15 protein-coding genes are annotated in these 23711 nt (G+C 47.0%); 8 read left to right on the top strand and 7 right to left on the bottom strand.

Going from position 1 to position 23711, the window contains the following annotated elements; all coding sequences use genetic code 11:
• Nucleotides 1-53: 53 nt before the first annotated feature.
• The 3 genes from pheA to L21SP3_RS08670 all read right to left on the bottom strand — a co-directional run bounded on the left by pheA (nt 54) and on the right by L21SP3_RS08670 (nt 4086).
• Nucleotides 54-1130 (bottom strand): prephenate dehydratase, encoded by a 1077-nt coding sequence (gene pheA / locus L21SP3_RS08680; protein WP_077540632.1) that lies wholly within the window; start codon nt 1128-1130, stop codon nt 54-56.
• Nucleotides 1131-1504: 374 nt separating this feature from the next.
• Nucleotides 1505-3385 (bottom strand): DUF4914 family protein, encoded by a 1881-nt coding sequence (locus L21SP3_RS08675; protein ID WP_077540630.1) that lies wholly within the window; start codon nt 3383-3385, stop codon nt 1505-1507.
• 299 nt (nt 3386-3684) lie between these two features.
• Complete coding sequence (locus L21SP3_RS08670; protein ID WP_227806758.1) at nt 3685-4086, bottom strand: DUF2294 domain-containing protein; 402 nt, start codon at nt 4084-4086, stop codon at nt 3685-3687.
• A gap of 416 nt (nt 4087-4502) precedes the next feature.
• Between L21SP3_RS08670 and L21SP3_RS08660 the strand changes: the two genes are divergently transcribed.
• From L21SP3_RS08660 to L21SP3_RS08625, 7 genes are all read left to right on the top strand, one after another.
• The gene (locus L21SP3_RS08660; RefSeq protein ID WP_077540626.1) at nt 4503-6893 is read left to right on the top strand and encodes a glycoside hydrolase family 2 TIM barrel-domain containing protein; all 2391 of its coding nucleotides are present in this window, start codon (nt 4503-4505) and stop codon (nt 6891-6893) included.
• Nucleotides 6894-7190: 297 nt separating this feature from the next.
• The gene (gene rplM, locus L21SP3_RS08650; protein ID WP_077541911.1) at nt 7191-7619 is read left to right on the top strand and encodes a 50S ribosomal protein L13; all 429 of its coding nucleotides are present in this window, start codon (nt 7191-7193) and stop codon (nt 7617-7619) included.
• Between the two features lie 19 nt (nt 7620-7638).
• On the top strand, nt 7639-8136 hold the full coding sequence (gene rpsI, locus L21SP3_RS08645) for a 30S ribosomal protein S9 (RefSeq protein WP_077540622.1): 498 nt from the start codon (nt 7639-7641) through the stop codon (nt 8134-8136).
• A 125-nt stretch (nt 8137-8261) separates the two neighbouring features.
• Nucleotides 8262-9398, top strand: a complete 1137-nt coding sequence (locus tag L21SP3_RS08640; RefSeq protein WP_077540620.1) for a 4-phosphoerythronate dehydrogenase — start codon at nt 8262-8264, stop codon at nt 9396-9398.
• A 174-nt stretch (nt 9399-9572) separates the two neighbouring features.
• Nucleotides 9573-10742 carry an aldose epimerase family protein gene (locus L21SP3_RS08635; protein WP_077540618.1) on the top strand — a complete coding sequence of 390 codons (1170 nt, stop codon included), beginning with the start codon at nt 9573-9575 and terminating at the stop codon, nt 10740-10742.
• Between the two features lie 215 nt (nt 10743-10957).
• Nucleotides 10958-14794, top strand: coding sequence for an alpha-mannosidase (locus tag L21SP3_RS08630; protein WP_077540617.1), 3837 nt, complete (start codon nt 10958-10960; stop codon nt 14792-14794).
• Between the two features lie 397 nt (nt 14795-15191).
• A complete protein-coding gene (locus tag L21SP3_RS08625; RefSeq protein ID WP_161488159.1) occupies nt 15192-17351 on the top strand; it encodes a LamG-like jellyroll fold domain-containing protein in 2160 nt (719 codons plus the stop codon).
• Nucleotides 17352-17724: 373 nt separating this feature from the next.
• On the opposite strand, the gene L21SP3_RS08620 is transcribed toward L21SP3_RS08625, so the two are convergent.
• From L21SP3_RS08620 to L21SP3_RS08610, 3 genes are all read right to left on the bottom strand, one after another.
• Complete coding sequence (locus L21SP3_RS08620) at nt 17725-19077, bottom strand: SUMF1/EgtB/PvdO family nonheme iron enzyme (protein ID WP_077540613.1); 1353 nt, start codon at nt 19075-19077, stop codon at nt 17725-17727.
• 279 nt (nt 19078-19356) lie between these two features.
• Nucleotides 19357-19947: a hypothetical protein gene (locus L21SP3_RS08615; protein ID WP_077540611.1), complete on the bottom strand. Its 591-nt coding sequence runs from the start codon at nt 19945-19947 to the stop codon at nt 19357-19359.
• 53 nt (nt 19948-20000) lie between these two features.
• A complete protein-coding gene (locus tag L21SP3_RS08610) occupies nt 20001-20279 on the bottom strand; it encodes a hypothetical protein (RefSeq protein ID WP_077540609.1) in 279 nt (92 codons plus the stop codon).
• Between the two features lie 598 nt (nt 20280-20877).
• Between L21SP3_RS08610 and L21SP3_RS08605 the strand changes: the two genes are divergently transcribed.
• Nucleotides 20878-22689: a peptidoglycan D,D-transpeptidase FtsI family protein gene (locus L21SP3_RS08605; protein WP_077540607.1), complete on the top strand. Its 1812-nt coding sequence runs from the start codon at nt 20878-20880 to the stop codon at nt 22687-22689.
• Here the strand turns inward: L21SP3_RS08605 and L21SP3_RS08600 are convergent.
• Complete coding sequence (locus L21SP3_RS08600; RefSeq protein WP_077540605.1) at nt 22655-23695, bottom strand: FAD:protein FMN transferase; 1041 nt, start codon at nt 23693-23695, stop codon at nt 22655-22657. The genes L21SP3_RS08605 and L21SP3_RS08600 overlap by 35 nt on opposite strands.
• Between the last annotated feature and the right edge of the window lie 16 nt (nt 23696-23711).

Below are 23711 nucleotides of genomic sequence, written 5' to 3'. Positions count from 1 at the left end.
TAATATGCTCCATTTATCTGTTTTAGAAGTAGTATCTTATAAAAGTTTATTTACTAATCCGGTTCGCCCGTATATCTGGGGAAACTGCCAAGTATCTGAACCTGTATTGTCCTGTCGTGCAGTTTTTCAAGTGCTTTGATAATATTTTCATCGGTTTTGTGCCCGTTTATATCTGCGAAGAAGTGGTATTCCCAGTTCCTCGTTTTATTCGGGCGGGATTCTATTCTCGTAAGATTGATGTCGTATTTATCGAACACGCCGAGCACATCGAAAAGTGCTCCGGGTTTGTGGGGGGTTGTGAATACGACTGCAGTTTTATCGTCGCCTGTTTTGGGCGTATCGCGGCTTGAAATAATCAGGAATCGGGTTACGTTGTCCGGCTTGTCCTCGATTTTCTCATAGAGCACGTTGAGGCCGTATATCCTGCCTGCAAGCGAGGAGCCTATCGCAGCGCATTTCTCAGATTCTGCGGCCAGCTCAGCTGCTCTTGCGGTAGAGGCTTCGGTGATAATCTTTCCTTCGAAATGATTCTCTGTAATCCAGTTGCGGCATTGCGCAAACACCTCGGGCTTTGAGTATATCTTTTCAATCTCTTCAAGCCTGCACTTGGCGAGCAGGTTGTGGTGGATGGGCATTTCCATCTCTGCGCATATCATAATCCGTGTTTCGAGGAAGGCATCGAGCGTTTCCACAACGCCTCCGCCTGAGGAATTCTCCACGGGAACCATACCGAAATCGCACTGTCCGCGGGCAACCTCATCAAAAACGCCCCTGATATCTGCCAGAGGTACATAATCCACGCTCTGACCGAATTTCTTCATGGATGCCTGATGCGAATAGCTGCCTTCAGGGCCGAGAAACGATATCCTAAGCGGCCTTTCAATAAAGAATGACCCACTCATAAGCTCACGCCAGACTGCAACGAGTGTTTTATCCGGAAGCGGGCCTTTATTCAGCTCGCATATCTTAGAGAGAACCTGAGATTCCCTGTCCGGAGCGTAAACAGGCACGCTCCCGTCACGCCGCTTAAGCTTGCCTACATCCACGACAACCTTAGCGCGCTCGTTGATAAGCTCCACAAGACGGGAGTCTATCTGGTCGATTTTTTTTCTGAGATCTTCAAGTTCCATAATAAACCTGCGAGGTTTTCCACCTGCCGGAAGATTCTATATATAGTTCTGCTGCGAATAAAACATACTAATTAAAAAGGAATTTGCGAAAAATGCGCAAACTTTCCCCAGCAAACCACGGACTTATAACAAAAAAACGTTTTTTAGTCAACAAAAAACGCCCATGATTTCACCCAAACACTTGAATATTCCCGTTTTTTAGGCCGGACGCATTTAAAAGGGCAAAGCTGCGGGAAGGGGAGCCTAAAAGTCTGTAAACGTTTGCAGGCAGTAATCAGAACTGCTCAGCCCTGCAATCGCATCAAACATTAATCCCCTTCCCGCGCTTTAGTAAACGTAATAATGGGCAGATACAATAAAATCCTGTCTTTGCCCTATTGCGATGCCGTTTTTATCAGCTTTTGGTAATCCTCTAAGCTCCCTTTATCGAGACAGCAGTTAATAATCTCGCGTCCGAGCGGGTTCAGGTCTTGATGCATATATTTTTTTAGCTCACTCTCAAAGAAGTTCTGCAGGATCTCTGAGCCATTGTCATACCCTTCGGTACCTACTTCCGGCTGCTTTTCAACCTGAAGCAGTTCGCGAGGTACGTTAATCCCTTCAATTCGAATGTTATTCAGTGCATAGCCAAGCAGAGGCAGTCTTGATGATTTGAGCTGGCCTGGACGAAATTGAGCGTGCCCGCGTCTTGCCAGATAGTCTCTGGCGAGCCACTGAGGCATAAAACCTGTCTCCCACGCACCGATATGCTGGTTGGGAGTGAGGATGTAACGGGTTCGGGTTGAATCGACAAATTGCTGGAGCAGCAGGTTTGCCTGATCCACCTTTCGTCCTGTTGTAAACGGCCAATAACTGCCCACACCTTCACTGCTCATCGCACCTTCATCAACAATGCTCGGATTCGAATAACCACGCGGAGCGACAAGACGCCAGAGCCAAGCCAATGCAGGCGGAAGAATATGGAACAGCCCAATGATTCCGTAGGTTGGTTTGTCTTTTGTGCATGGAGGAGTGCGCACGCCGAAGGAGCGGATATCGACGGCAACATTGCCCTCAACAGAATCAGGTACTATTCGTCTCGGGAGAACAACCCTCGGATTCGGACAAGGAACGCCCGGCTCATCCTCAAGGTGCTCCCATATAAGAGCTGTGCCTCCGGAAACCACATCAATATTCAAAAACAGTAAAGACTTCGGGGGATGTACTGTAAGATGCTCGAGGTCGTGGTCAGTCCCGTAATTAGTGATATGATTTACGCGTACAAACCATCCGTCTTCGGCATCCATAACCCGCAGTTTGCCGTCATCCTTCTGAAAGGAGGAGTGGCACATCGCCATATCATCGCATACCGGATGCAGGTCGCAGGTTCTGCGGATTTCGAGAAACTTTTGTTCGTCGGTAATTATATTTCTGCCAATCTGAATTTGCCCGTCCGGGAGACGATGCGGCTGCTGGAGCATCTCGCTTTTACCCCCGCCGCTGGCACCTTCGTGCATAAATGTAACGATGTTGTCGTAAGGCGTTACAACCTCCACCGCAGAGCAGTGCGCTGTAACCCAGTTCTCGCGAACACCCATATTAATCAGAGCCCCGTAAACACCTTTTTTGGCACTTGGCCCAGGGTAGAGATTGTATGAGAACATCTCGTGCTCTTCAACGCGATTGTGGACTACTACCTGACGGCCTTCAAAGTGGGTATGCCGGAAAGGCGGTGCAACATATATAATAAAGGAGGGCTTGAAAGAACGATTAAGCTTCCTTACATCAAGAACGCCTTGGAGCAGTCCAAGACCAAAAGCAAAAAAGCAGGCGTTAGCAGGACAGACTGCCAAAGCATCTCCCCCTAAGCCGCTTGAGCCCATTTCAAAGGCGAAAACTGCCAAATCCTGCTCAGAGAGCCAGTCGAAGGTTTCTTGACGGGTCTGCTCAAAAGAATGGCCGAAACGGTCATGGAATTTGGGCTTATCAGAAGGATTCTCATCAGCCACAACCATGCAGTTCGGATCACGCCGACGCATATATGCCTCGGTATAGTTCGCGCTGATCCCGTTCTTAACGCGAACCACATTAACTTCATCCATTTTCCGGCCGTCCGGGAGAGTATATGAAACTGTCCATTCGCTGTTATCGCTGCTGCCGCAGGCAAGACTCTCAAGGTCTTCAATACCCGAAGCGAACTGTACAGAGGGCGCTTTAGCAAATATATCTGCTAATTTATCCGAAAGTATTAAATTATCTGGCATATTTGTCTTCATTTTTTCTGTTCCTTTAACTGCATATTAATTTCAGAGCCGACAGTATTTTTAATTCTATTATATTTCTTTGGAATTATTCGGGAAGGGATATTTGGTTGATTTTCATGGCAAAAAAAAACCAACGATCCCTTCCGAGGGGTCGATGGCGTATCGACTGCTTGCCATCCGTTTATTCACAAATCACACGCAGTTAATCTGCCAAACTATAAAGGCCCCGCTTTGAACAGACATTATATGCCTCTTCGCTGTGCTGCCAGAATCGTAAGTTTATAGACAATCGTATTTTTGTCAAGCTTTTTTTACTGATGAACGCTGTGTTGTTCAGCCGCAGATTCAAAGCTCTCAGAGAGGCTGAAAACAATCACTTTCTCCCCTGTTACTGTGCTGATATCTGTGTGCATACTTGTCGGATCTATACTCAGCAGGTCTTTTATGATCGCTTCAATAAGTGTTCTGCCTTTCTCGATCAGTTCCTTTCTGACCTGCTTAATCAGCATACGCCCTGTATCTCCATTATTTACCTTGGCCAATTGCTTTTCTGCAGGCGTAAGCACGCCTCGCATACGTATCATTACCATATCCTCAAAGATGAATGTCCTGATCTCTTTAGGGCCTCGCCCCATATACTCTTTTTCAAATTGGATTACAGCTTCGCTGATTTCCGCTTCCAACTGGCCTTTGGTTTTATTAATTTTAGGCATACCTTTAATTTGTGAATTAAGTGTTAATAATCTAAGAGAATTGTAGTCTAATTTTTCTTCAGGTCAATGATGTTACAAAAGCAGATAATCTTAAAAAAGAATTGGCTGGCTTTGTTTTTAGGCCTTACAGTCCTCTGGTTCCGGCGTGATGAAAAGGCAGCGGCTCGAAGTGCTTATTAATTCTGAAGGGGCAAAAGGAAAAACTGCTACATGAAGGGATTTGTCTAAATTAGAGCTGTTCAAAGACCGGCCAGAGGTATATGAACAATATTTTGCGCATCTTTTTTTTGCAAGCAAAATTTTATTTGTCATACTTTCTGCGAATCTTTACATTAAAAGACTAAGCGAGCTATTAAAAACTTATGCATCGCTAATATGCAGCAGAACAACTATTATTTAATTCAGGACTTTCGATTATGCTGAAATCTTATCCCAAAACCGTTTTATGGTGTTTTTTGTTATTTTCTGCGTTTTTTTGCACAAAAACGCTCGCAGAAGATTACCCTGCAAGGCACAATTTTAACAGCGAATGGCGTTTTCATCTCGGCGACGGCGATTTTAAGTCTCCCGAGTTTGATTCAAGCTCTTGGCGCAAGCTAAGCCTACCGCACGACTGGAGCACAGAAGGCGAGTTCAGCAAGGATAACCCAACCCGCAATGCGAACCTTCCCGGCGGTATCGGGTGGTATATAAAGAAATTCTCAATACCCGCAGAACATACAGAAAAGCAGGTTGAGCTTGAGTTTGGCGGGATTTACCGCCACAGCGAAGTGTGGATTAACGGCCGGTCGCTCGGTATGCAGTACGACGGATACACAACCTTCTATCACGATATCACAGATTACGTAAACTTCGGGGCAGAGAATACGGTCGCTGTGCGGGTTGACAATTCAGAGCACCCAAACTGCCGCTGGTATTCAGGCTCAGGGATTTACCGCAATACTTGGCTTACCTTCAGAAACCCCCTCCATATAACCAACTGGGGCACATATATCACTACACCCGAGGTAAGCAGTAAAAAGGCATCTGTGAAGATCGAAACTGCTGTAAAGAATGACGGAAAAAAGAAGGACTTTTCCCTCAGGACAGAAATATACGGCCCTGAAGGGAATAAAATAAAGCAAATTTCAACAGAAAAAACAGCCCGTTTCAAAGAGAAGCTGAAAATAAATCAGAAAATCGAAGTTGATTCGCCTAAGCTTTGGTCAACCCAAAGACCGCAGCTCTACAAAGCAGTTAGCATTGTTTCCTCAGATGGGGAAACCAAGAGCCGGCGAGAAACGAGATTCGGCATCCGCCGTCTGAGATTCGATGCTGAAGAGGGCTTCTTTCTCAACGGCAAAAACCTTGATTTCAAGGGCGTATGCCTTCACCACGAAGCAGGCACTCTCGGTGCAGCAGTTCCCAAGGGCGTTTGGCAGAGGCGTCTGGAAAACTTAAGGGATATTGGCTGCAATGCGATAAGAACCGCCCACAACCCTCCTTCGCAGGAGTTTCTCGATATTTGCGATGAGCTGGGATTTCTTGTGATGGATGAGTTTGTGGATAAATGGGAAAATGAGAAGTTCGCAGACGAGCATTTTCGTGAGGAGTGGCGTGATAATTATCTCAACACCATCAAGAGAGACAGAAACCACCCCTGCGTTGTTATGTGGAGCGTTGGCAACGAGAATCTTCCCGCTGGAAGCAAAGAGCAAAACGGCTATCTCAAGATGCTTGGCGGCTTTGTCAGATACCACGACCCTACAAGGCCTGTGGTTTCAGGTATGCGAAGAGGCGGAGATTACAACGTTGAAAAGAAAGTGGAGAATATTCTCAAATCCTGCGAGTATATGGATCTTATCGCCCTAAACTACGGCGAGCAGTGGGCGGATGAGCTGGCCGAGACCAATCCGGACAAGCCGTTTGTGAGCACTGAATCCTACACATATTTCAACAGCAGTGATAAGAGGCGTTATGCAAAGATTGAGAGCGCACCTTGGCTCGATGCCGCTCGCAGCGATTTCAACACAGGTGTTTTTCTCTGGGTTGGGATAGACTATTTGGGCGAATCAGGCTGGCCGAAGATCGGCTCTAAAGCAGGGCTCTTCGATATAGCAGGCTTCAGGAAAGCAAGCTCTTATCTCTACGAGGCATTCTGGTCTGATAAACCAAGCATTTATGCAGCGGTTTACAAGCAGGACCCGGACGATTTTTCTAAAACTGGGCAGTGGGGCTGGCCTAATCTTACCGAAAGCTGGAATTTCGAAGATAAGCAGACAGCAGACCTCGCTGTTTACACAAACTGCAAGAAAGCTGCTTTGTATCTTAATGACAAAAAAATCGGCGAGAAAAAGCTCGCAGATTTCCCGAACGGGATAGTCAAGTTTAAGGGCGTTTCTTACGAAAAAGGCGTTCTGCGTGCTGCCGGCATCGAAAACGGCGAAGAAGTTTGCAATTATGAATTGAAAACCTCAGGCGAGCCTGCAAAAGTTAGGCTTACAGCTGAAGACACCCCCAGAGAAGACGGAATCTGCCACATAAGAGCAGAAGTCGTGGATTCTGAAGGCAGGGTTGTTAAACACGCCGAAAATGAGCTGGAATTCAGCGCAGATGGCGGAGGCGAAATAATCGCCTTATCAAATGGGGATGTAACCTCTCACAGAAGCTTTTCAGAAACAAGCCTCTGGTCGGCATACAAGGGCAGAGTTTTGTGCATAGTAAGAGTAGAAGGCGAAAAACCGCTTAGAATTAAAGCAGGCTCTGAAGGGCTTGAATCCGGAAGAATACAGATTTCACCGGCAGACAGCTCCGGCAGCAATAGATAGGAAAACCCCAGAGCGTTTTGGGTAAGTAATTGAGCGGGGCAGCTTTTATGCTTCCCGCTCAATTTTTTTGCAAAAAAAGCAATAAATCTGTTGAAATTTCTCGGCCGTTAAATAATATTACCCTTTCGTGTAACAGTACAGCCAACGCTTTTGCAGTGATTTCGGCGGCTGTAAGCGGTTCTGCAGATGTCCACAGTTTCGCAGAAGGGCTTGCTGCTGTTCCTTGATTAACCCGTTCATTTAATTAGGACACTGCAAAACGGGCAAGATGATAAAAATATGTGGAGAAAGCTTGAAATGAAAAGTTTTATGGCAAAAAAGGGGCAGGTGGAGCGCAAATGGCTTCTGATTGATGCAGAAGACAAGGTGCTCGGCCGTCTGGCAGCAGAGGTTGCCCCGATACTGATGGGCAAAAACAAGCCTACATACACCCCCCACGTTGATACAGGGGATTATGTAGTGATTGTTAATGCTGATAAGATTAAGCTTACCGGACGCAAGCAGGAAATCAAATTCTATGACCACTACACCAGATATCCGGGCGGCAGGAAGATTGTTCCGTTCAGCGAAATGATAAGCAAGAAGCCTGAAGAAGTGGTTAAGCTTGCTGTTAAAAGGATGCTTCCAAAGAACAATCTCGGCGATGCTATGCTCAAGAAGCTGAAAGTGTATGCCGGCCAGGAGCACGGACATGAAGCACAGAAGCCGGAAAAGTTGGAATTATAATTGAAAAGGGTTTATAAGAATGAATGAAAACACACAAACCCCGCTCATTGATCCATCAATTGCAGGGCAGAGCGATGCTCAGGCAGTTCAGGGCTCTTCTCAGCAGAAGAAGGCAAAGCCGGATAAAGGCGGATTTTTCTGGGGCGTAGGCAGAAGGAAAAGCTCTGTTGCCCGCGTGAGGATCAAACCGGGTTCAGGAAAGCTGACAATAAATGAAAAGAAGCTGAAAGAATTTTTCAGGCTTCAGCAGGATCAGGAAGCCGTTCTTGCACCGCTGAAAGAATGCGATGCGATGAAGAGCTTTGATGTTTTTATTAATGTCGAAGGCGGCGGTACTACAGGCCAGGCAGGGGCGGCTCTTTTGGGGCTTGCAAGGGCAATGGCAAACTACGACGAATCTTCGTTCTCAAAGCCTCTGCGTGATGCAGGACTGCTCACAAGAGATGGAAGAATGAAAGAACGCAAGAAGCCGGGTCAGCCGGGCGCAAGAAGAAGATTCCAGTTCTCAAAACGTTAATCTTCTTACTCAACTGTACTACAAAGCCGCATTGGACATCCCAAGCGGCTTTTTTTACGTCTTCAAAGTCTGTTCAATTGTTTTTATCCTTCAAATTTTCTTCTTAATTATATATAATTCCAGCTATGAAGATATTAGCAGACAAACACATCCCCTTCATTGAGAAGGCTATCGAGGGGCTTGGCGAAACCGTAATAAAGCACGGCAGCGATATGAGCCCATCAGATTTCAAGGATATAGATGCCTATCTTGGAAGAAGCGTTAGAAAGCTCGGGGCAGAAGAGCTTACAGGAAGCAGAGTTCAGTTCACCTCAACCGCTTCAGTTGGCACAGACCACGCAGACACAGATTATCTTGAATCGCAGGGTATAGCGTTTGCCTCAGCTGCAGGCTGCAATGCTGTGAGCGTAGCTGATTACGTTACTGCTGCAATACTCAATCTCGCCTGCAGGCGCGGCTTTTCGCTTAAGGGCAAGTCTATAGGGATTATCGGAGCGGGGAACGTTGGCTCGAGAGCTGCCAAAAGGTGCGAGGGGCTCGGGATGGATGTGGTTTTGAACGACCCTCCCCTCAAAAGGACAACAGGAGAAGAAAAATACCGTCCTATACATGAAATGCTGGGCTGCGATTTTATATCATTTCACACGCCGCTAATACGCTCGGGCATTGATAAAACACTGCATTATTTCAACGCTGATTTTGCATCCAAAATCAGGCCTGGTGCCGTGCTTATAAACACCTCAAGAGGGGCTGTAGCTGATACTCAAGCAGTAATAAAAGCCCTTGATTCCGGACGGCTCAGCGATGCGGTGATAGATGTATGGGAAGGCGAACCGAAAATATCCGCTCCGCTTCTGGAAAAGGCCTTTATAGCAACCCCGCATATCGCCGGCCACGCTATCGAAGCCAAAATCCGAGCGATGAGGATGGTGGTGAATGCTATGTGCGAGCATTTCCAGATTCCGAAGAGAGTGGACGAAAAAGACTTCCTCCCGCCTCCGGAAGTGGAAAAAATCGAAATCGGGAAATCTGGCAGCGTTGAATGCCGACTGAACGAAGCGGTTAAAAATATCTATAACATTGAAAAAGACGACAGCTCCCTTAGAAAAATTCTCTCAATGCAGCACCCTCAGCGGCCGGACTTCTTCGACAGCCTGCGCAAAAATTATCCTGTAAGAAGGGAACTGAGCACAGTAAAGCAAGTTGTCTGCCCTAAGGAAATAGAGCCCCTGTGCAAAGCGGTTTTCCCGCCGGCAGAATGAGATGTAAAAAAGGCAATAAAAACACAAGTTCTTAAAAAAAGTTTTGTAAAAACGTTGTTTATATTGTTATTATATTAAATAAAAGCTTTCAGACTGTATTTCTGCTGGACTAAAAACCAGCATCGTCTATAATATTACTGTTATATTGTTAATCAATTTTAGGAGCTTATTAAAATGCTGTTGCGTAAACTTTCAATCTTAACATTAGTGCTTAGCGTTGCGGTGCTTTCATCATGCACTGAAACCCAGAAAAAAGACTCACCCAAGAAGTGTCCCAAGCAGAGCCTCAAGCCCTCTATTGAGAAGAGCTACTTCGGCACCACCAAAGACGGGCAGAAGGTGTACGAGTATATGCTCGATAACGGCAAGGGCATGGATGCAGGAATAATCACCTATGGCGGGGTTATGACTTACCTCAACGTACCTGACAAGAACGGCAAGAGCGATGACATTCTCCTCGGCTTCGATAATCTCAAGGATTTCGAAGAGAAGAGCGATTATTTCAACGCCCTTATCGGCAGATACGGCAACCGTATTGCAAAAGGCAAATTCGAGCTGAACGGCAAGACCTACACCCTCGCCACAAATAACGGCGAGAACCACCTACACGGCGGAGACAAGGGCTTCGACAAGCGGGTTTGGTCTGCTACGCATTCAGTAACAGAAGATGCCGCAAACCTCACCCTAACCTACCTCAGCAAAGACGGCGAGGAAGGATACCCGGGCAGCCTCCGCTGCGTGGTAACATATTCAATAACTGCAGATAATGAGCTTGTAATAGACTACAAAGCCGAAACAGACAAGGCTACACCGGTTAATCTCACTCAGCACAACTACTACAACCTCGATGGACAGGGCAGCGGGAAAATCCTCGACCATAAGCTTATGATCAATGCCTCAGAGATAACTCCTGTTGATGAAGGACTTATCCCCACCGGAGAGATCGTGGATGTTTACGGCCCTTTCGACTTCACAGAGCCAAAGAAAATCGGAAAGCACATAAACTCTGCCGATATCCAGATGAAATACGGCAAAGGCTACGACCACAACTTTGTTCTCGATAAAGGCAAAGGCATGGGGCTCGCTGCAAAGGTTTACGAACCCGACAGCGGCAGGATTATGGAAGTTTGGACAGAAGAGCCCGGGCTGCAGTTCTACAGCGGCAATTTCCTCGACGGAACAATTGTGGGCAAGGAAGGCAAAAGATACGTTCAGAGATGCGCATTCTGCCTTGAAACCCAGCACTTCCCCGATTCACCGAATAAGCCTCAGTTCCCATCTACTATCCTCGAACCGGGAGAGGTTTACAACACAAAAACAATCTACAAATTCAAAACTAAATAAATACCGAAAAAAGCATAACACACAGCGGCAGGTCTTGGCGGAACTGCCGCTTATTTTTTGTGATTTATTTAAGTGCTTTAAACCGAAAAGCGGCAAAACTGAAGCTTACAGATATAAACACAGCTTTAAAAGAAGTGCTAATTGATTATATTTATTACTGGGCATATTGGTGTGTGCCCGTACAAAAAATAATTCCATTTTGAAGGGTTCAAAAAATGAGTATCAAATCAACTGCGGGAATAGTACTTTTATTCCTGATTTTCACGGGGGAATTCTGTTTGGCACAATCACGAGATCTAAGCAAAGACAAAACACTTTACGCTGTAGGCTATGCGCATCTGGACACGCAATGGCGATGGGACTACAAGCAAACTATTGACGAGTATATAAAGGCCACACTTGATGACAATTTCAAGCTTTTCGAAAAGTATCCTGAATACGAATTCAACTTCACCGGCTCAGTACGCTACAAAATGATGGAGGAGTACTACCCTGAGAAGTTCGAAAAGCTCAAGGAATATATCGACAAGGGACGCTGGCATGTGGTTGGCTCATCGGTGGACGAATGCGATGTGCTTGTGCCCTCGCCGGAATCAATAATCCGCCAGATACTTTACGGCAACGAATACTTCCAGAATGAATTCGGAAAACAGAGCGAGGATTTCCTCCTGCCGGACTGCTTCGGATTTCCGCATTCTCTGCCTTCTGTATTTGCGCATGCCGGACTGAAAGGCTTTTCCACACAGAAGCTTACATGGGGCTCAGCTATTGGCATCCCGTTCCCCGTAGGGGTTTGGGAAGGTCCGGACGGAAATTCAGTTATAGCGGCACTCAACCCCGGAGCGTATGTTTCGAGTGTGGATAGAAGAATGGATACAGATCAGGAATGGGTAAACCGCATTAACAACACCGGTAAGCTTTCCGGCGTTTATACCGACTACCGCTACTACGGTGTAGGCGATAGAGGCGGTGCTCCCAGAGAGGAAGACGTTAAGAAAGCAGTATCAAGCCTGAACAATGATGATTCAGAAGTTGATGTGGTTTTGGGCTCCTCTGAGCAGATCTATCACGATATAACTCCCGCCCAGAAGGAAAGGCTTCCGAAATACAAGGGAGAGATGATGCTCACCGGCCATTCCTTCGGCACGCTCACCTCTCAGTCCTACGTGAAAAGGATGAACAGAAAGAATGAGCAGCTCGCAGATGCCGCCGAGAGGGCAGCCTGCGCTGCGATGCTTTTCGGCGATAAGTATCCAACCGACAGGATTCAGGCCGCCTGGGAACGTGTGCTTGCCAGCCAGATGCACGACATCCTCCCGGGCACATCCATCCCGAAGGCGTATGAATACTCATGGAACGATGAAATAATCGCAGCGAACTTCCTCGCAGATGTTCTCACAGATTCAGTTCAGTCTGTGGCTTCTAAGCTTGATACAAAAACCGAAGGCAAGCCTCTGGTGCTTTATAACCCGCTTGAGTTTGCCCGTGAGGATCTGGTAACAGCGGAAATTCAGTATTCACACGATGCGCCGGAGCATATAAGGGTTTATTCTTCCATCGGCACAGAAGCGCCTTCCCAGATAATCGAGAGGACAGGTTCTTCTCTGAAAATCGCTTTCTGCGCAAAGATGAAGCCTGCAAGCTTCGAGGTGTACGATGTGCAGAGTTCATCCCAGCCCTGCAGTCTGAATACAGGCGTAAGCGCAACAGGACACAAGCTCGAAAATTCCTTCTACACTGTAACAATAAACGAAGCGGGCGATATAGCCCAGATTTACGACAAGCTTGCTGACAGGAATATGCTTAAATCTCCTGCAAGGCTCGAATTTCTCGAGGGCTCTACGGAGCAATGGCCGGCATGGAATATGGACTGGGAAGACAGGGCTATCCCGCCGCTTGGGTACGTTGATGGGCCTGCTGAAATTGAGATTGCAGAAAACGGCCCTGCATCTGCTGCAATTCGGGTAAAACGGAAGGCAGGAAATTCCTTCTTCACCCAAACGATAAGGCTCTCTGCCGGCAGCGGCGGAAGACGGATTGAAGTGCACAGCGATATCGACTGGCAGGAATCTGCAAAGGTGCTCAAGGCCAGCTTCCCGCTTACTGTGAACAATCAGATTGCCACATACACCGAAAGCGCAGGAACAATACAGAGGCCAACAAACAACCCCAGAATATTCGAGATGCTCTCGCATCAGTGGTTCGATCTAACCGATACTTCCGGGGACTACGGCGTTTCAGTGCTTGAGGACTGCAAATTCGGCTCAGACAAGCCATCCGAGGACACTCTTCGTCTAACGCTTCTCTACACCCCGGGCGGGGATGTACACCGCTATACAGACCAGTTCACTCAGGACTGGGGACGCCACAACTTCGTCTATGCCCTCTACGGCCATGAAGGTTCTTGGCAGGACGGGCTCACCCACCAGAAGGCAAGGCGGCTCAACCAGCCCATCAGAGCCTTCAATTCAGGCAAACACAGCGGTTCGCTCGGCAGAGAATTCTCAATGCTGAATATAAGCTCCGAACAGGCTGCCTTAAGGGCAATGAAAAAGAGCGAAAAGGGCAGCTGGACAATACTTCGCTTCCAGGAGCTTTTCGGCAGGGACACAGGCGAGGTAGTCTTCGATACGGCATTGGACATCTCACAAGCACGCGAGGTGGACGGGCAGGAACGCCCCATAGGCGATGCTCAAATAAAAGACGGCAATCTATGCTTCGAGCTTCATAGAAACGGAATTCGCAGCTTTGCTGTTAAATTCGCAAACACAGGAGAAGAGAAAATCCAAAGGATCTCTGAGCCTGCAAAACTCGCATTCAATACCAAATGCGCATCAAAAGACGGCGAAAATTCAAGCGAAGGCTTCGGCGAGGATAATAAGACGATACCGGAAGAAATGCTTCCCGAGAAAATCGTCAGCGGTTCAGTAGAGTTTGAGCTTGCCGCAGACGCCTCAGCGATGGAGTGCACAGGGCAAACCGTAAAGCTTCCAGAAGGCGATTTCAGCCGCGTTTACCTTCTTGCTGCTGCTAATGAGGACACCGAAGCCAGCTTAAAAATTGCAGGGGAAAGCAGACCTTTCTCAGTTCAGAAATGGACGGGCTTTATAGGCCAATGGGACAACAGGATATGGCATCCGGAGATTCCGTCCATGGTTTCAGGGATAGAGAAGGGCTATATAAAGAGAGATACGCTCGCATGGTTCTGCACGCACCGCCACGATTTTTCAGGCGAAAACGAGGCATACGACTTCAGCTACCTCTTCAGATACGGCTTCGACCTGCCTTCCGGCTGCACGGAGATTACCCTGCCGGATGCCCGGGAGATAAAGGTGTTTGCCCTCAGCCTGAGCAGAGAGCCTCAAACAATAACACCCGCTGCCTGCCTCTACGATAATTTTGATGGCAGAGAAGAAATCCAGCTTCGCAATGACAACCCCCGCCTTACAGGAAACTTCAAAAACCCCGTTGAAGGCAAGGAAGCTGCAGGGGATGTATGGTTTGAGAAGGCCGGCTCATACGAGCAGCTTACAGTTCAGCCCAGCGGTTCAGATTTTGCCGACAGCACCACCGGCAGCGATGTTGAGTTTTCATTTGTGAATGAATTCCGCTTTGATGTGCGTCCGAACGACCTAACCGAGGGAACTATGGATATGCTCAACGATTCAGAAGTTCCTGAAGAAATAGACCAGCCATCAAAAAACGTTTTCTTCGACAACGGACGCGGCAGATTTATCGCAGATTTGAAGCAGAAAGCCAAGGTGGAAAAGGTTAATACCTTCTCCCGGCACCACTCCGACAGGTCTCCTCAAAGATTCAGCCTCTGGGCGGGCTCTGAAGAGGCCTCCCCGAAAGCCGATCTCACAAAAGAAAACCCGAAGGGCTGGAAGCTTATCGCCGATGTTGATACCTCCGAGCTCGGCGAAGGCGATATACACGCAAGCTCTGTAGATTTTCCAGATGGGATGGAATGCAGATATTTGATGTGGCTCACGGATTACCGCGTTCAGGGGACATTCTTCAGCGAAATCGATATTATCGCAGAAGACTAATCGCCCCGTTAGGATAATATTTCAGAACATAAAAGCGCAGCGTGCAATAACGCTGCGCTTGTTTTCGGCAGGGGAATTTGATTAAACCACGAAGCACACCAAAGGCGCGAAGATTTTTTGTAAATTGCTTTATAACATAGCTTTACATTCATAAAACTATCTGTGCCATCCGCAGGAATCCGCGGAAAAATTTACCAAAAACATACCCTCTTAGTGTTTTTACCATAACGCTTAAAAATATTTTTTTAGGAAATTTTTTTTACAATAAAACATTTAGTTAAGAACATATTGTTATAAAAGGGTTAATTAAATTCGAGAGGTGATTATGAGATATATCCCCAAAAAAGCATTTTTCCTATTGATATCGGCAGCCTCAGCTTTTGCCGCGGCTGAACAGGTGAATATAAATTATGTATCCGGGCAGGATAAAACGGTGAATGAGATGCTCTTCGGCTACAACACTCTTTACTGCGTTCCCGATCAGCCGGAGGACGGCTGGATGCCGGACGAACGCTGGCAAGACCAGTATCTGCCCCAAACTATGGAAGATTTAGGAGTAACCTCCCTCCGCTATCCGGGCGGGCACATTGTATCATTCTGGCACTGGGACGACCCGTTCTCCGGTGGCTGGGAAGATTTATGGGACCCTTCAAGAACATTCGACTCAAGGGCGGTCAGAGAGCAGCGATATTCGGGATATATGGATCTGGATGAGTATATCCAGCAATGCAAAAACCTTGATATAGAGCCGATTCTGGGGGTAAACGTGCTTGCAGGCTATAAATTCGACCGAGTGCAGGATTCAATAGATGAGGCGGTGGCAATGCTTGATTACTGCGAGCAGAATGATTTCGATGTAACTTACCTCTATCTTGATAATGAGGTTGGCCATCAGGGCGGGCTTCCCAACCATATAGATGCGGGGGCTTATCCGGAGCTTGTAAAGCAGTTTTCGATTGGTATTAAAAACGAATACCCGAACATAAAGCTTATATGCAACTATATACACGGCCTCTCACATTGGACTGTAAAGGACTTGGTGAGAGATTACGGGCAGTATTTCGATGTTATAGACAAGCATTTGTATTACAATACGGGTGCTTGGGGCGAATACTCGCGAAGCGAGTGGCTCAATGATTTCACCGTTGACGGATACAAATCAGAAATAGACAGCTTCCATCAGTTCTGCAAGAATACGGGCATGGAACATATTGAGCTTGGATTTCTTGAATGGAATTACGGCGGGTCTGGAGGTACGCAAAGCGATAACGGCAATTTCTTCGATCAGGCGATGGTGATGTCTGAGATTATGATGATGTTCATTGAGAAGAACGTGGATATGGCCTGCATCTGGCCGATCTACTGGCCGGGTTCAGGCAGAAATCTTATTGAGTTTGAACCTTACAAACACAGGCCGAGCTTCACTGCAATGCAGATGTTCAAGGATATCCAGGGTCAGAAGGTTCACACTTTTGACTCAGACCATCAAAACGCCATTGTGCTGGGGGCTCTTGCTGAAAGAACAGAGAATTCTAAAAACCCGAAGATAGTAATTCTGATTCTAAGCAAAGACAGCAGCGAAAGCAGGGATTTTACGATAGACCTTGGGAATATAAGCCCCGATTCTGTTTTTGCAACATCAATGGCCGAGGGCGATAACGGCTGGCACAGATCGATTAGGATGTCTCCTTCTCTGAATCAAGATAATCAGATCACTTTTTCAGCTCCAGGAATTTCGCTCACCAAAATAACAGCGGTTATGAGCAAATCGGATATAAACGCAGACATGGAGGTTGATATCGAAGACTTTATGCTCCTCAGCGAGGAATGGATGTCTTCCCCGGAGAATATATTCGCAGATATCGCACCTTCTTCCTCTGGAGATGGATTTGTGGATATGATAGATTTATCCGCCTTTTCCAAAGACTGGCCGGGATTTTTTAATAATATGTTCTGCTGGTGGAAGTTTGAAGAACAAACAGGCACGCAGGCCTCAGATTCAAGCGAAAATTCGAGATTCGGCACTCTTTCCGGTACGAACTTCCAAGAGGGCTCTGTGCTGGGTATTTCCGACAGCGGGCTTTATTTCGACGGAATTGACGACAAAGTTACATTAGATTTAGGATACAGCGATTGGCCGGAATATACGGTAAGCCTTTGGGTTAAGCCTGAGCAGCTGGGACAGGCAAATTACAGCGGCCTTTTCAACACAAGCAGCAATAACAATGCAGATACCTTCCAGATTGACGTTGACGGCACAAACCCGGGCAGCTACAGATACCACGGCTCTGAAGACGGGATAATCGGTGCGGTTGAAGATTCATGGACGCATATTGCAGTTGCCTGCGAAAATGAAACCACAAAGCTGTACTATAACGGCAGTTTGGCAGGCAGTATAAACGCAAGCGACACGCAGATAGACAGGATCCAGCTCGGCATTAACCGCAGCGGACACCTGCCTTTTGAAGGCATCATTGACGATTTCAGGGTGTATGATAAAGCATTGAGCGATGATAAGATACAAAATCTGTATTTTTCCCCGCTTCCCCAGAGGTAGTAAGGGGACAGCTGCCTATTTCTTGTGGTAGAAAAAATATATTAACCACGGAGGCTCACAGTAAAAATAGGGGACAGCTGCCCTTTTTCCCCTCCGGGCGGAGTTTCAAATAAATATCTCTTGTCTTGATGCACTTTGTGGTTTTAACACATTTTTATACAGTAAACAGGTAACTGCCCACTATTTCAATTGCCGAGTGAATATCTCTGGTGTCTGGGAAATTTTTTTATATGATTCATTACCCAAAGGGTGAAATCATAAAAATCCTGTATGATTTTCAATTCCCGATTTTTCAATTTTCTCGCGAGCAGCGGCTAACGCCCCTGCACCCCAAAGTGTAAAAGAAAAAAGAGCAAAGTGTTAAATCCAGAGACTACGGACGAACGACACGAAACCCGTCGTAGTAGTTAGTGCTGTACGGGTCGTGGCCGTACCGGTACGAGACGGCACAGTTGCTGACATTGAAGCCCCAGCTGCCGCCGCGGAGAACACGGTAGTCTTGACTGGTTGAATACCAACTGTCCGTCCATTCCCACACGTTGCCTGCCATATCGCACAAGCCGTAGCCGAACTCATCGTAATAGCCAACAGGCGTCGTATAGGGATAGTTTGAGAAATCCAGCGGGTTATCCCAGTCATAATTCGCCTTGCTGTGGTCGATGCTCGTGCCGCAGCCGTAAGTGTAGCTGCCGTCATAATCAGCAGCCGCCTGCCATTCCCACTCCGTGGGAAGCCGCCAGCCGTAATAGGCGGCGAAAGCCGTCGCGCCGTACCAGCTAACCTCTACTACAGGATGACTGCTCATATCGTAGCCGTCCCTTGTGCGTACACTGAAAACGCCGCCGCTGTAGGTTATTTGACTATCACTATCCGCGGCATAGGTATCAAAGTAAATTTGCCCGCTGTAAGAGCCGCTTGTGCCATAAACTATATTGTTAGCTCGTACCTCAATATCTCCCGATGCAAGGGCTTCATTAAGATATTGGCAATACTGCGCGTTGGTTGTCTCATACTTGCTCATATAGCCGGTAAAGCCCTCATGCCCGCTAACGCCGGGGTCATCTATATAAACCCATGTGATATCAGGGGCGGTTACTTCCTCGCCAAGAGAAACAACAAAATCAACTGTTGAACCGATAGCCACACTCTGCCCCGCGGGCGGCGACTGATCCATTACAAGACCGACAGAAACGGTATCGCTGTAATCTTCGGTTACAGTTCCCAAAACCAGCCCCGCATCGGTTATCTGCTGCTCGGCATCGGCTTGAGGAATTTCCACAAGATTCGGCACAAGGGTATATCCCGGCATTACTTCAAGTAAATGTTTCGCGTAGAGGCTGAAATCAACAGTATCAACCAATCCATCACCATTGACATCAGGGTCGTAAACAGTAAAGCCTTCATCAAGAATGAATACGCCGCCTTCAGAATACACAACAACCGCCCAAATACCCTTATCGATGTTTTCGGACAGGTCAAACTCCGCTTCTACCTGTGTATCGCTTAATACAGTAAAGCTACCGGCGCTTAATAGCTGACTGCCTTTAACCAGCCACACACCAACGACAGCATCGGTGGTGAAAGACGTGCCCTCACAATCCAATGTAATGACTGCGTTTTGCCCCTTTAACGCATTAGCAGGGCTCACACCTTCGATCGAACCGGCAAATAAAGCCGCGGAGGCAAACATTAAAACAAACGACAACAAAAATAACTTTTTCATCATACTTCCCTTTCAATCCAATATTTATAATTATAAGACAGCACAACGCCGCCTTTTGTTTACAACGATCAGGCTTGAGACCTAAGGCTGGAGAATGTAAAATGGCAAACCACAGCCCTCACAGCACAAACCATCAACAATATAAGCAATAGTATTGTAAAAATACCGCAAGAAGAGACCTAACCCTTTTTCCCTCCGGGCGAAGTTTCAAATAAATATCTCTTGTCTTGATGCACTTCGTGGTTTTAACACATTTTTATACAGTAAACAGGTAACTGCCCGCTATTCCCCAATCCATTTTTCGCTGAAAATGAGCAAATCTGCGATGTCTATTTTTTCTGCACTGTCGCCGTCAATATCAAGATTGCAGGCTGAATTCCAATTTAAACCGCCAAGCTCGCTTAGCCAGCAAACAGCGAAAACAGCAAAATCTTCATAATCAACAACTCCATCGGAATTGAAATCTCCGACCAACCCTTCAGGCTCTTTGCCGATTATAATATCGTCATAAAGCACTCTGTAATTTCCTGCAGATTCAGGGATGCTGTGCCCATACAGCTCAACACCCTCAAAGTTGTCTCTATTAATTCCGCTTAACCCGTTTTGAGCATTTACGGTAATGTCAATTCCGCCTGTACCTTGAATATTTAGCGACGAAGTTTTCTGCTGCCAATTGATATTGTAGGTGAGAGTGTATGTGCCGCCATTTACGAAATTGCCAATTATAGGATATGGCCAAGAATCATAATTTACGTAAACTATCTTGTAATGAGAAGGACTAACCGATGAGCCGTATGGCTTTTGCAGATCAAAATATATATTCCCAAGCCTGGAACCAATGGCATTAGAACCTATAAATCTTACCCCGCCCAAACCGACATAGCCATGTCCATAACTACCAGGACTGTATGAAGGCGCTCTTAATGTTACAGAAAAAGTAAACTCATCACTTCGGGTAAGTCAAATGGATATGTGCATATCGTTCCGGCAGTTGTCGAACCCTCGCCGCCCGCATAGAGTGACTGAGCGTCAAAGACAGGGTTAACATCTGTGATGCCGGCATTTTCCGTTCCTGCAGTCCAAGGCGCAGGCAAGCCCTGAGATGCCGTATAATGCGGCGGCTCAAAGCCGATAATTTCAAAAGAATACACATTTACCGAAAGCAGTAAAATTGCCAAAAACACTGAAACAGTCAAATTCCTCATAACTCACCTTTCGATTTATGTTAATTAATTATTAGAGCATAAACTTTATCTTATATTTCATTCTACCAAACTTAATACGTTTTTCAAGAAAATTTTGCTCTTTGCACATTTGTCTGCGGCAATATTTTTGGGCGGGTAATTTTTTTAAACCACGTGGGATTGGATTTGAACTACGAAGGGCTCGAATGGCACGAAGATTTATTGTAATTTGTTTGAAACCACGAAGTGCTCGAGGCCCGCGAAGTATTTTGATATAAATTGTTTTATAGAAGGGCTTTACATTCTTAAAATTATCTGTGCCATCAGTGCAATCTGTGGATAATTTAATTTCGCTGCGACATAAATCCGCGAGATCGTTTACCAGCTAAGCCCATCAATTCAGCCAAAACCATATCCTAGTGTGTTTCGTGGTAAAAAAAACATAATATCTGTGGATAATAAATTTCGCTGCGGGCTCGCAAAATCAACTGTCCGCCTGTTGCGTCCGCCTTCTGCCCTTTTTGCCATTGGATTTGATTTTGCTATTGTATTGGACAGCCAAACCTTAATTGCTAAAATTAAATCGGCTTACTAACACGCAAAAACGCAGGAAACGCCCTTGAAAAAAAACAATCACAGGATGAATCTTATATTTGCCTTAATCCTTGCAGCGGCCTGCGCTGCGGCGGTTAAGTGCGTTATGATAGTTTCAGAGCACAGGCCTGCTTTTGAGAAAAGGCTCGATGCGTTCGAGCTTACAGTTAATAAGCGGACAAGAAGGGGCGTAATCGTTGATGCAAGGGGCAATCTTCTGGCGGTAAGCAAGCTCAAGGAGGATGTGTTTATAGACGGGGAAGCTATGCTGAGCCCTTACAAGAATGAATCACGCCGGCATTACACCGCCCGTTACGAGACTATCGCAAAGCTTGAAGAGCTTCTGGGGCTGCCGGATTGCAGCATAGAGAAGAAAATTTACAACACCCCGAAAGACAGATACAGGCATATTGTCGTAAAAGAAGGAATATCTCAGCAGCAGAGGACGAAATTCGACAAGCTCTTCGAGTATCGCTGGGATGAAAACTCCGATGAAATAACCCGCTCAAGATTATACGGCACGGGCATAGACTACCGCTGGCAGCGCGAGTATCCGATGGGGAGGCTTTTCTGCCATACTGTGGGGTATGCAGGCCAGCAGAAGGCCGGCAGCGAAGGGCTCGAGCGGTATTATTTCGATCTGCTCTCAGGCGAAAAAGGCGAGCAGAAGTTTCTGGTAGATTCAGGCCGAAGACCTGTAAGCAGGCTCAGCGGGTCGAGAGGGGCTAAAAACGGCAAAAGCATTATACTGAATCTCGATTCTGTAATTCAGATGTTCGCCCGTGAGGCGATTGAGAAAAGGTGTAAAAAGTTTAAGGCGGAATCCGGGTTTGCAATAGTTATGAATCCGCAGACAGGCGGCGTGATGGCGATGGCAAACTACCCGAACTACGATCCCGAAAACCTCGAGGAATCTGAGCCTTCAAGCCGGCGGAACAGAGCAATTACCGACCTCTTTGAGCCGGGCAGTGTGGTTAAGCCGCTGATTATGGCGGGAGCCGTTGATATGAACGCTGTGAGCAAGGGCAGAATAATAGACTGCGAAGACGGAATGTTCTACAGAAGAGGCTCCGGGCGAATTAAGGAATACAACTACCATCGCTACGGAAATCTCTCTCTCAAGGAGATTCTGGTTAATTCGAGCAATATCGGGATGGCAAAGATCGGGCTTATTCTGGGCAAAGAAGGGCTTTACGAATGCCTCGAAAAGATCGGCTTTACCTACAAAACCGATATAGACCTCCCGGGAGAGAGGAGCCCGGAGATAAGGTCTTTGGACAAATGGACGGGATATTCAGTTACAAGGATCCCGTTCGGGCAGGAAATCGGGATTACCGGAATACAAATCCTCAGGGGCTACTGCGCAGCAGCAAACGGCGGACGGTCTGTGCGTCCATACCTTGCCAAAGCGGTGATTGACAACGACGGGAATACCGTACAGCAGCTCGGGGCAGACTTTGAGCGATACGGAAAGATCTTCTCTAAAGACACCTGCGATTTTATAATGGATGCCCTCGCCGGCGTGGTAAACTCAGAAGACGGGACGGGAAAGAATGCAGCAATGGAGGAATACACCGTTTTCGGCAAAACCGGCACCGCCAACATATACGACCCTGCCACCGGTCAGTACAGCAATAAGCATTACACTGCTTCTTTCGTGGGCGGGGCTCCGTTTGAAGAGCCGAGGGCTTTGGTGCTCGTATCCATAAGGAAGCCGGACAGGAGCCTCGGGATGGGCTATTCCGGCGGAAGGGTTTCAGCGCCGGTGGTGAAGGAGATTCTCGGAAAAACGCTGGATTATCTCAATGTTCCTCCTGAGAATACCGCTGAAGAATAAGCTTATCCCAGCCGGATGATTTTATCCGCTCTTCGCCTTTCGAGGCTATCGCAAAACACTCAGCACCTTCAATGGATTCTATAAGCTTAAGCCCCTGATCTCTGCCTAAAAGAGAGAGCGAGGTTGCAAGGGCGTCTGCATCTGCTGCATTATCCGCAAAAACCGTTGCGCTCTTGAAAAGCAGGCTGCCTTTGCCCGTAGAGGCATTAATTATGTGGCTCGTTTTGATTCCTTCGATTTCGTAGAAGCGAAGATAATCCCCGCTGGTTGCTATGGCCCCCGAGTTTATCTCAAGTATGCATTCAATATCATTCTGCCCGTTTGCCTCGGGGCTTCGAACGCCAATCTTCCAGCCGCCTGCACTTGCGTTTTTGCCGAAGCAGAGGATATCGCCGCCTGCGTTTATCAGCCCGCCTGCTGCGCCGGCCTTTTTCATCGCCTCTTTGGCCCTGTCTAACGCATAGCCCTTGGCGATCGCACCAAGATCGAGCTTCATCCCGCTTTCAGCAAGCTTTACCCGCCCTTTTCTGCGGTCTGTTTTGATTTTCCGATAGTCAACGAGCGATTTTGCCATGCTGAGCTTTTCAGGCGAGGGCTTTTGCCCTTTTTCAGCTGCCCCGGCCCATAAATCAATTACCGGAGCTATGCTAATATCGAATGCCCCGCCCGTTTGGCGGCTGAATTGCTTGGAGGTTTCGATCGCCTCTATAATATCTCTGTCTGACTGAACCCAACTTCCGGAGTTTGAATTTATCTTGGAAAGCGCTGAGGAGGGATTGTGCCTGTCCATAAGTTTTTCGATGCTTTTGATCTTCGTAAACCCTGCTTCAATTGCCCTTTCCGCTTCGCTTTCAGAACGTGCTGAGGCAGTAATCCTCACAACAGTATCCATGTGCAGTCTGCTGCTGCTTGTGCTGGTTTTTACGCTGTCACGCCCGCAGCCGGCCAAGATAATCAGCAGAGCTAATGCAGCAAGAATGCAAATTGTTATTTTTTGTTTGTTCATCCCCGTCTCTTTGCCT

The organism is Sedimentisphaera cyanobacteriorum (assembly GCF_001997385.1).
Lineage (GTDB): Bacteria > Planctomycetota > Phycisphaerae > Sedimentisphaerales > Sedimentisphaeraceae > Sedimentisphaera > Sedimentisphaera cyanobacteriorum.
Note: the sequence above shows the minus strand (reverse complement) of the source record. Positions and strands in the feature narration are given on the sequence as shown.

Excerpts from the sequence above, each read along its gene's own strand:
- rpsI (WP_077540622.1), top strand. The coding sequence starts at position 7,639 with ATGAATGAAAACACACAAACCCCGCTCATTGATCCATCAATTGCAGGG.
- L21SP3_RS08640 (WP_077540620.1), top strand. The coding sequence starts at position 8,262 with ATGAAGATATTAGCAGACAAACACATCCCCTTCATTGAGAAGGCTATC.
- L21SP3_RS08670 (WP_227806758.1), bottom strand. The coding sequence starts at position 4,086 with ATGCCTAAAATTAATAAAACCAAAGGCCAGTTGGAAGCGGAAATCAGC.
- L21SP3_RS08630 (WP_077540617.1), top strand. The coding sequence starts at position 10,958 with ATGAGTATCAAATCAACTGCGGGAATAGTACTTTTATTCCTGATTTTC.
- pheA (WP_077540632.1), bottom strand. The coding sequence starts at position 1,130 with ATGGAACTTGAAGATCTCAGAAAAAAAATCGACCAGATAGACTCCCGT.
- L21SP3_RS08620 (WP_077540613.1), bottom strand. The coding sequence starts at position 19,077 with ATGATGAAAAAGTTATTTTTGTTGTCGTTTGTTTTAATGTTTGCCTCC.
- L21SP3_RS08660 (WP_077540626.1), top strand. The coding sequence starts at position 4,503 with ATGCTGAAATCTTATCCCAAAACCGTTTTATGGTGTTTTTTGTTATTT.
- L21SP3_RS08635 (WP_077540618.1), top strand. The coding sequence starts at position 9,573 with ATGCTGTTGCGTAAACTTTCAATCTTAACATTAGTGCTTAGCGTTGCG.
- rplM (WP_077541911.1), top strand. The coding sequence starts at position 7,191 with ATGAAAAGTTTTATGGCAAAAAAGGGGCAGGTGGAGCGCAAATGGCTT.
- L21SP3_RS08675 (WP_077540630.1), bottom strand. The coding sequence starts at position 3,385 with ATGAAGACAAATATGCCAGATAATTTAATACTTTCGGATAAATTAGCA.
- L21SP3_RS08610 (WP_077540609.1), bottom strand. The coding sequence starts at position 20,279 with ATGAGGAATTTGACTGTTTCAGTGTTTTTGGCAATTTTACTGCTTTCG.
- L21SP3_RS08600 (WP_077540605.1), bottom strand. The coding sequence starts at position 23,695 with ATGAACAAACAAAAAATAACAATTTGCATTCTTGCTGCATTAGCTCTG.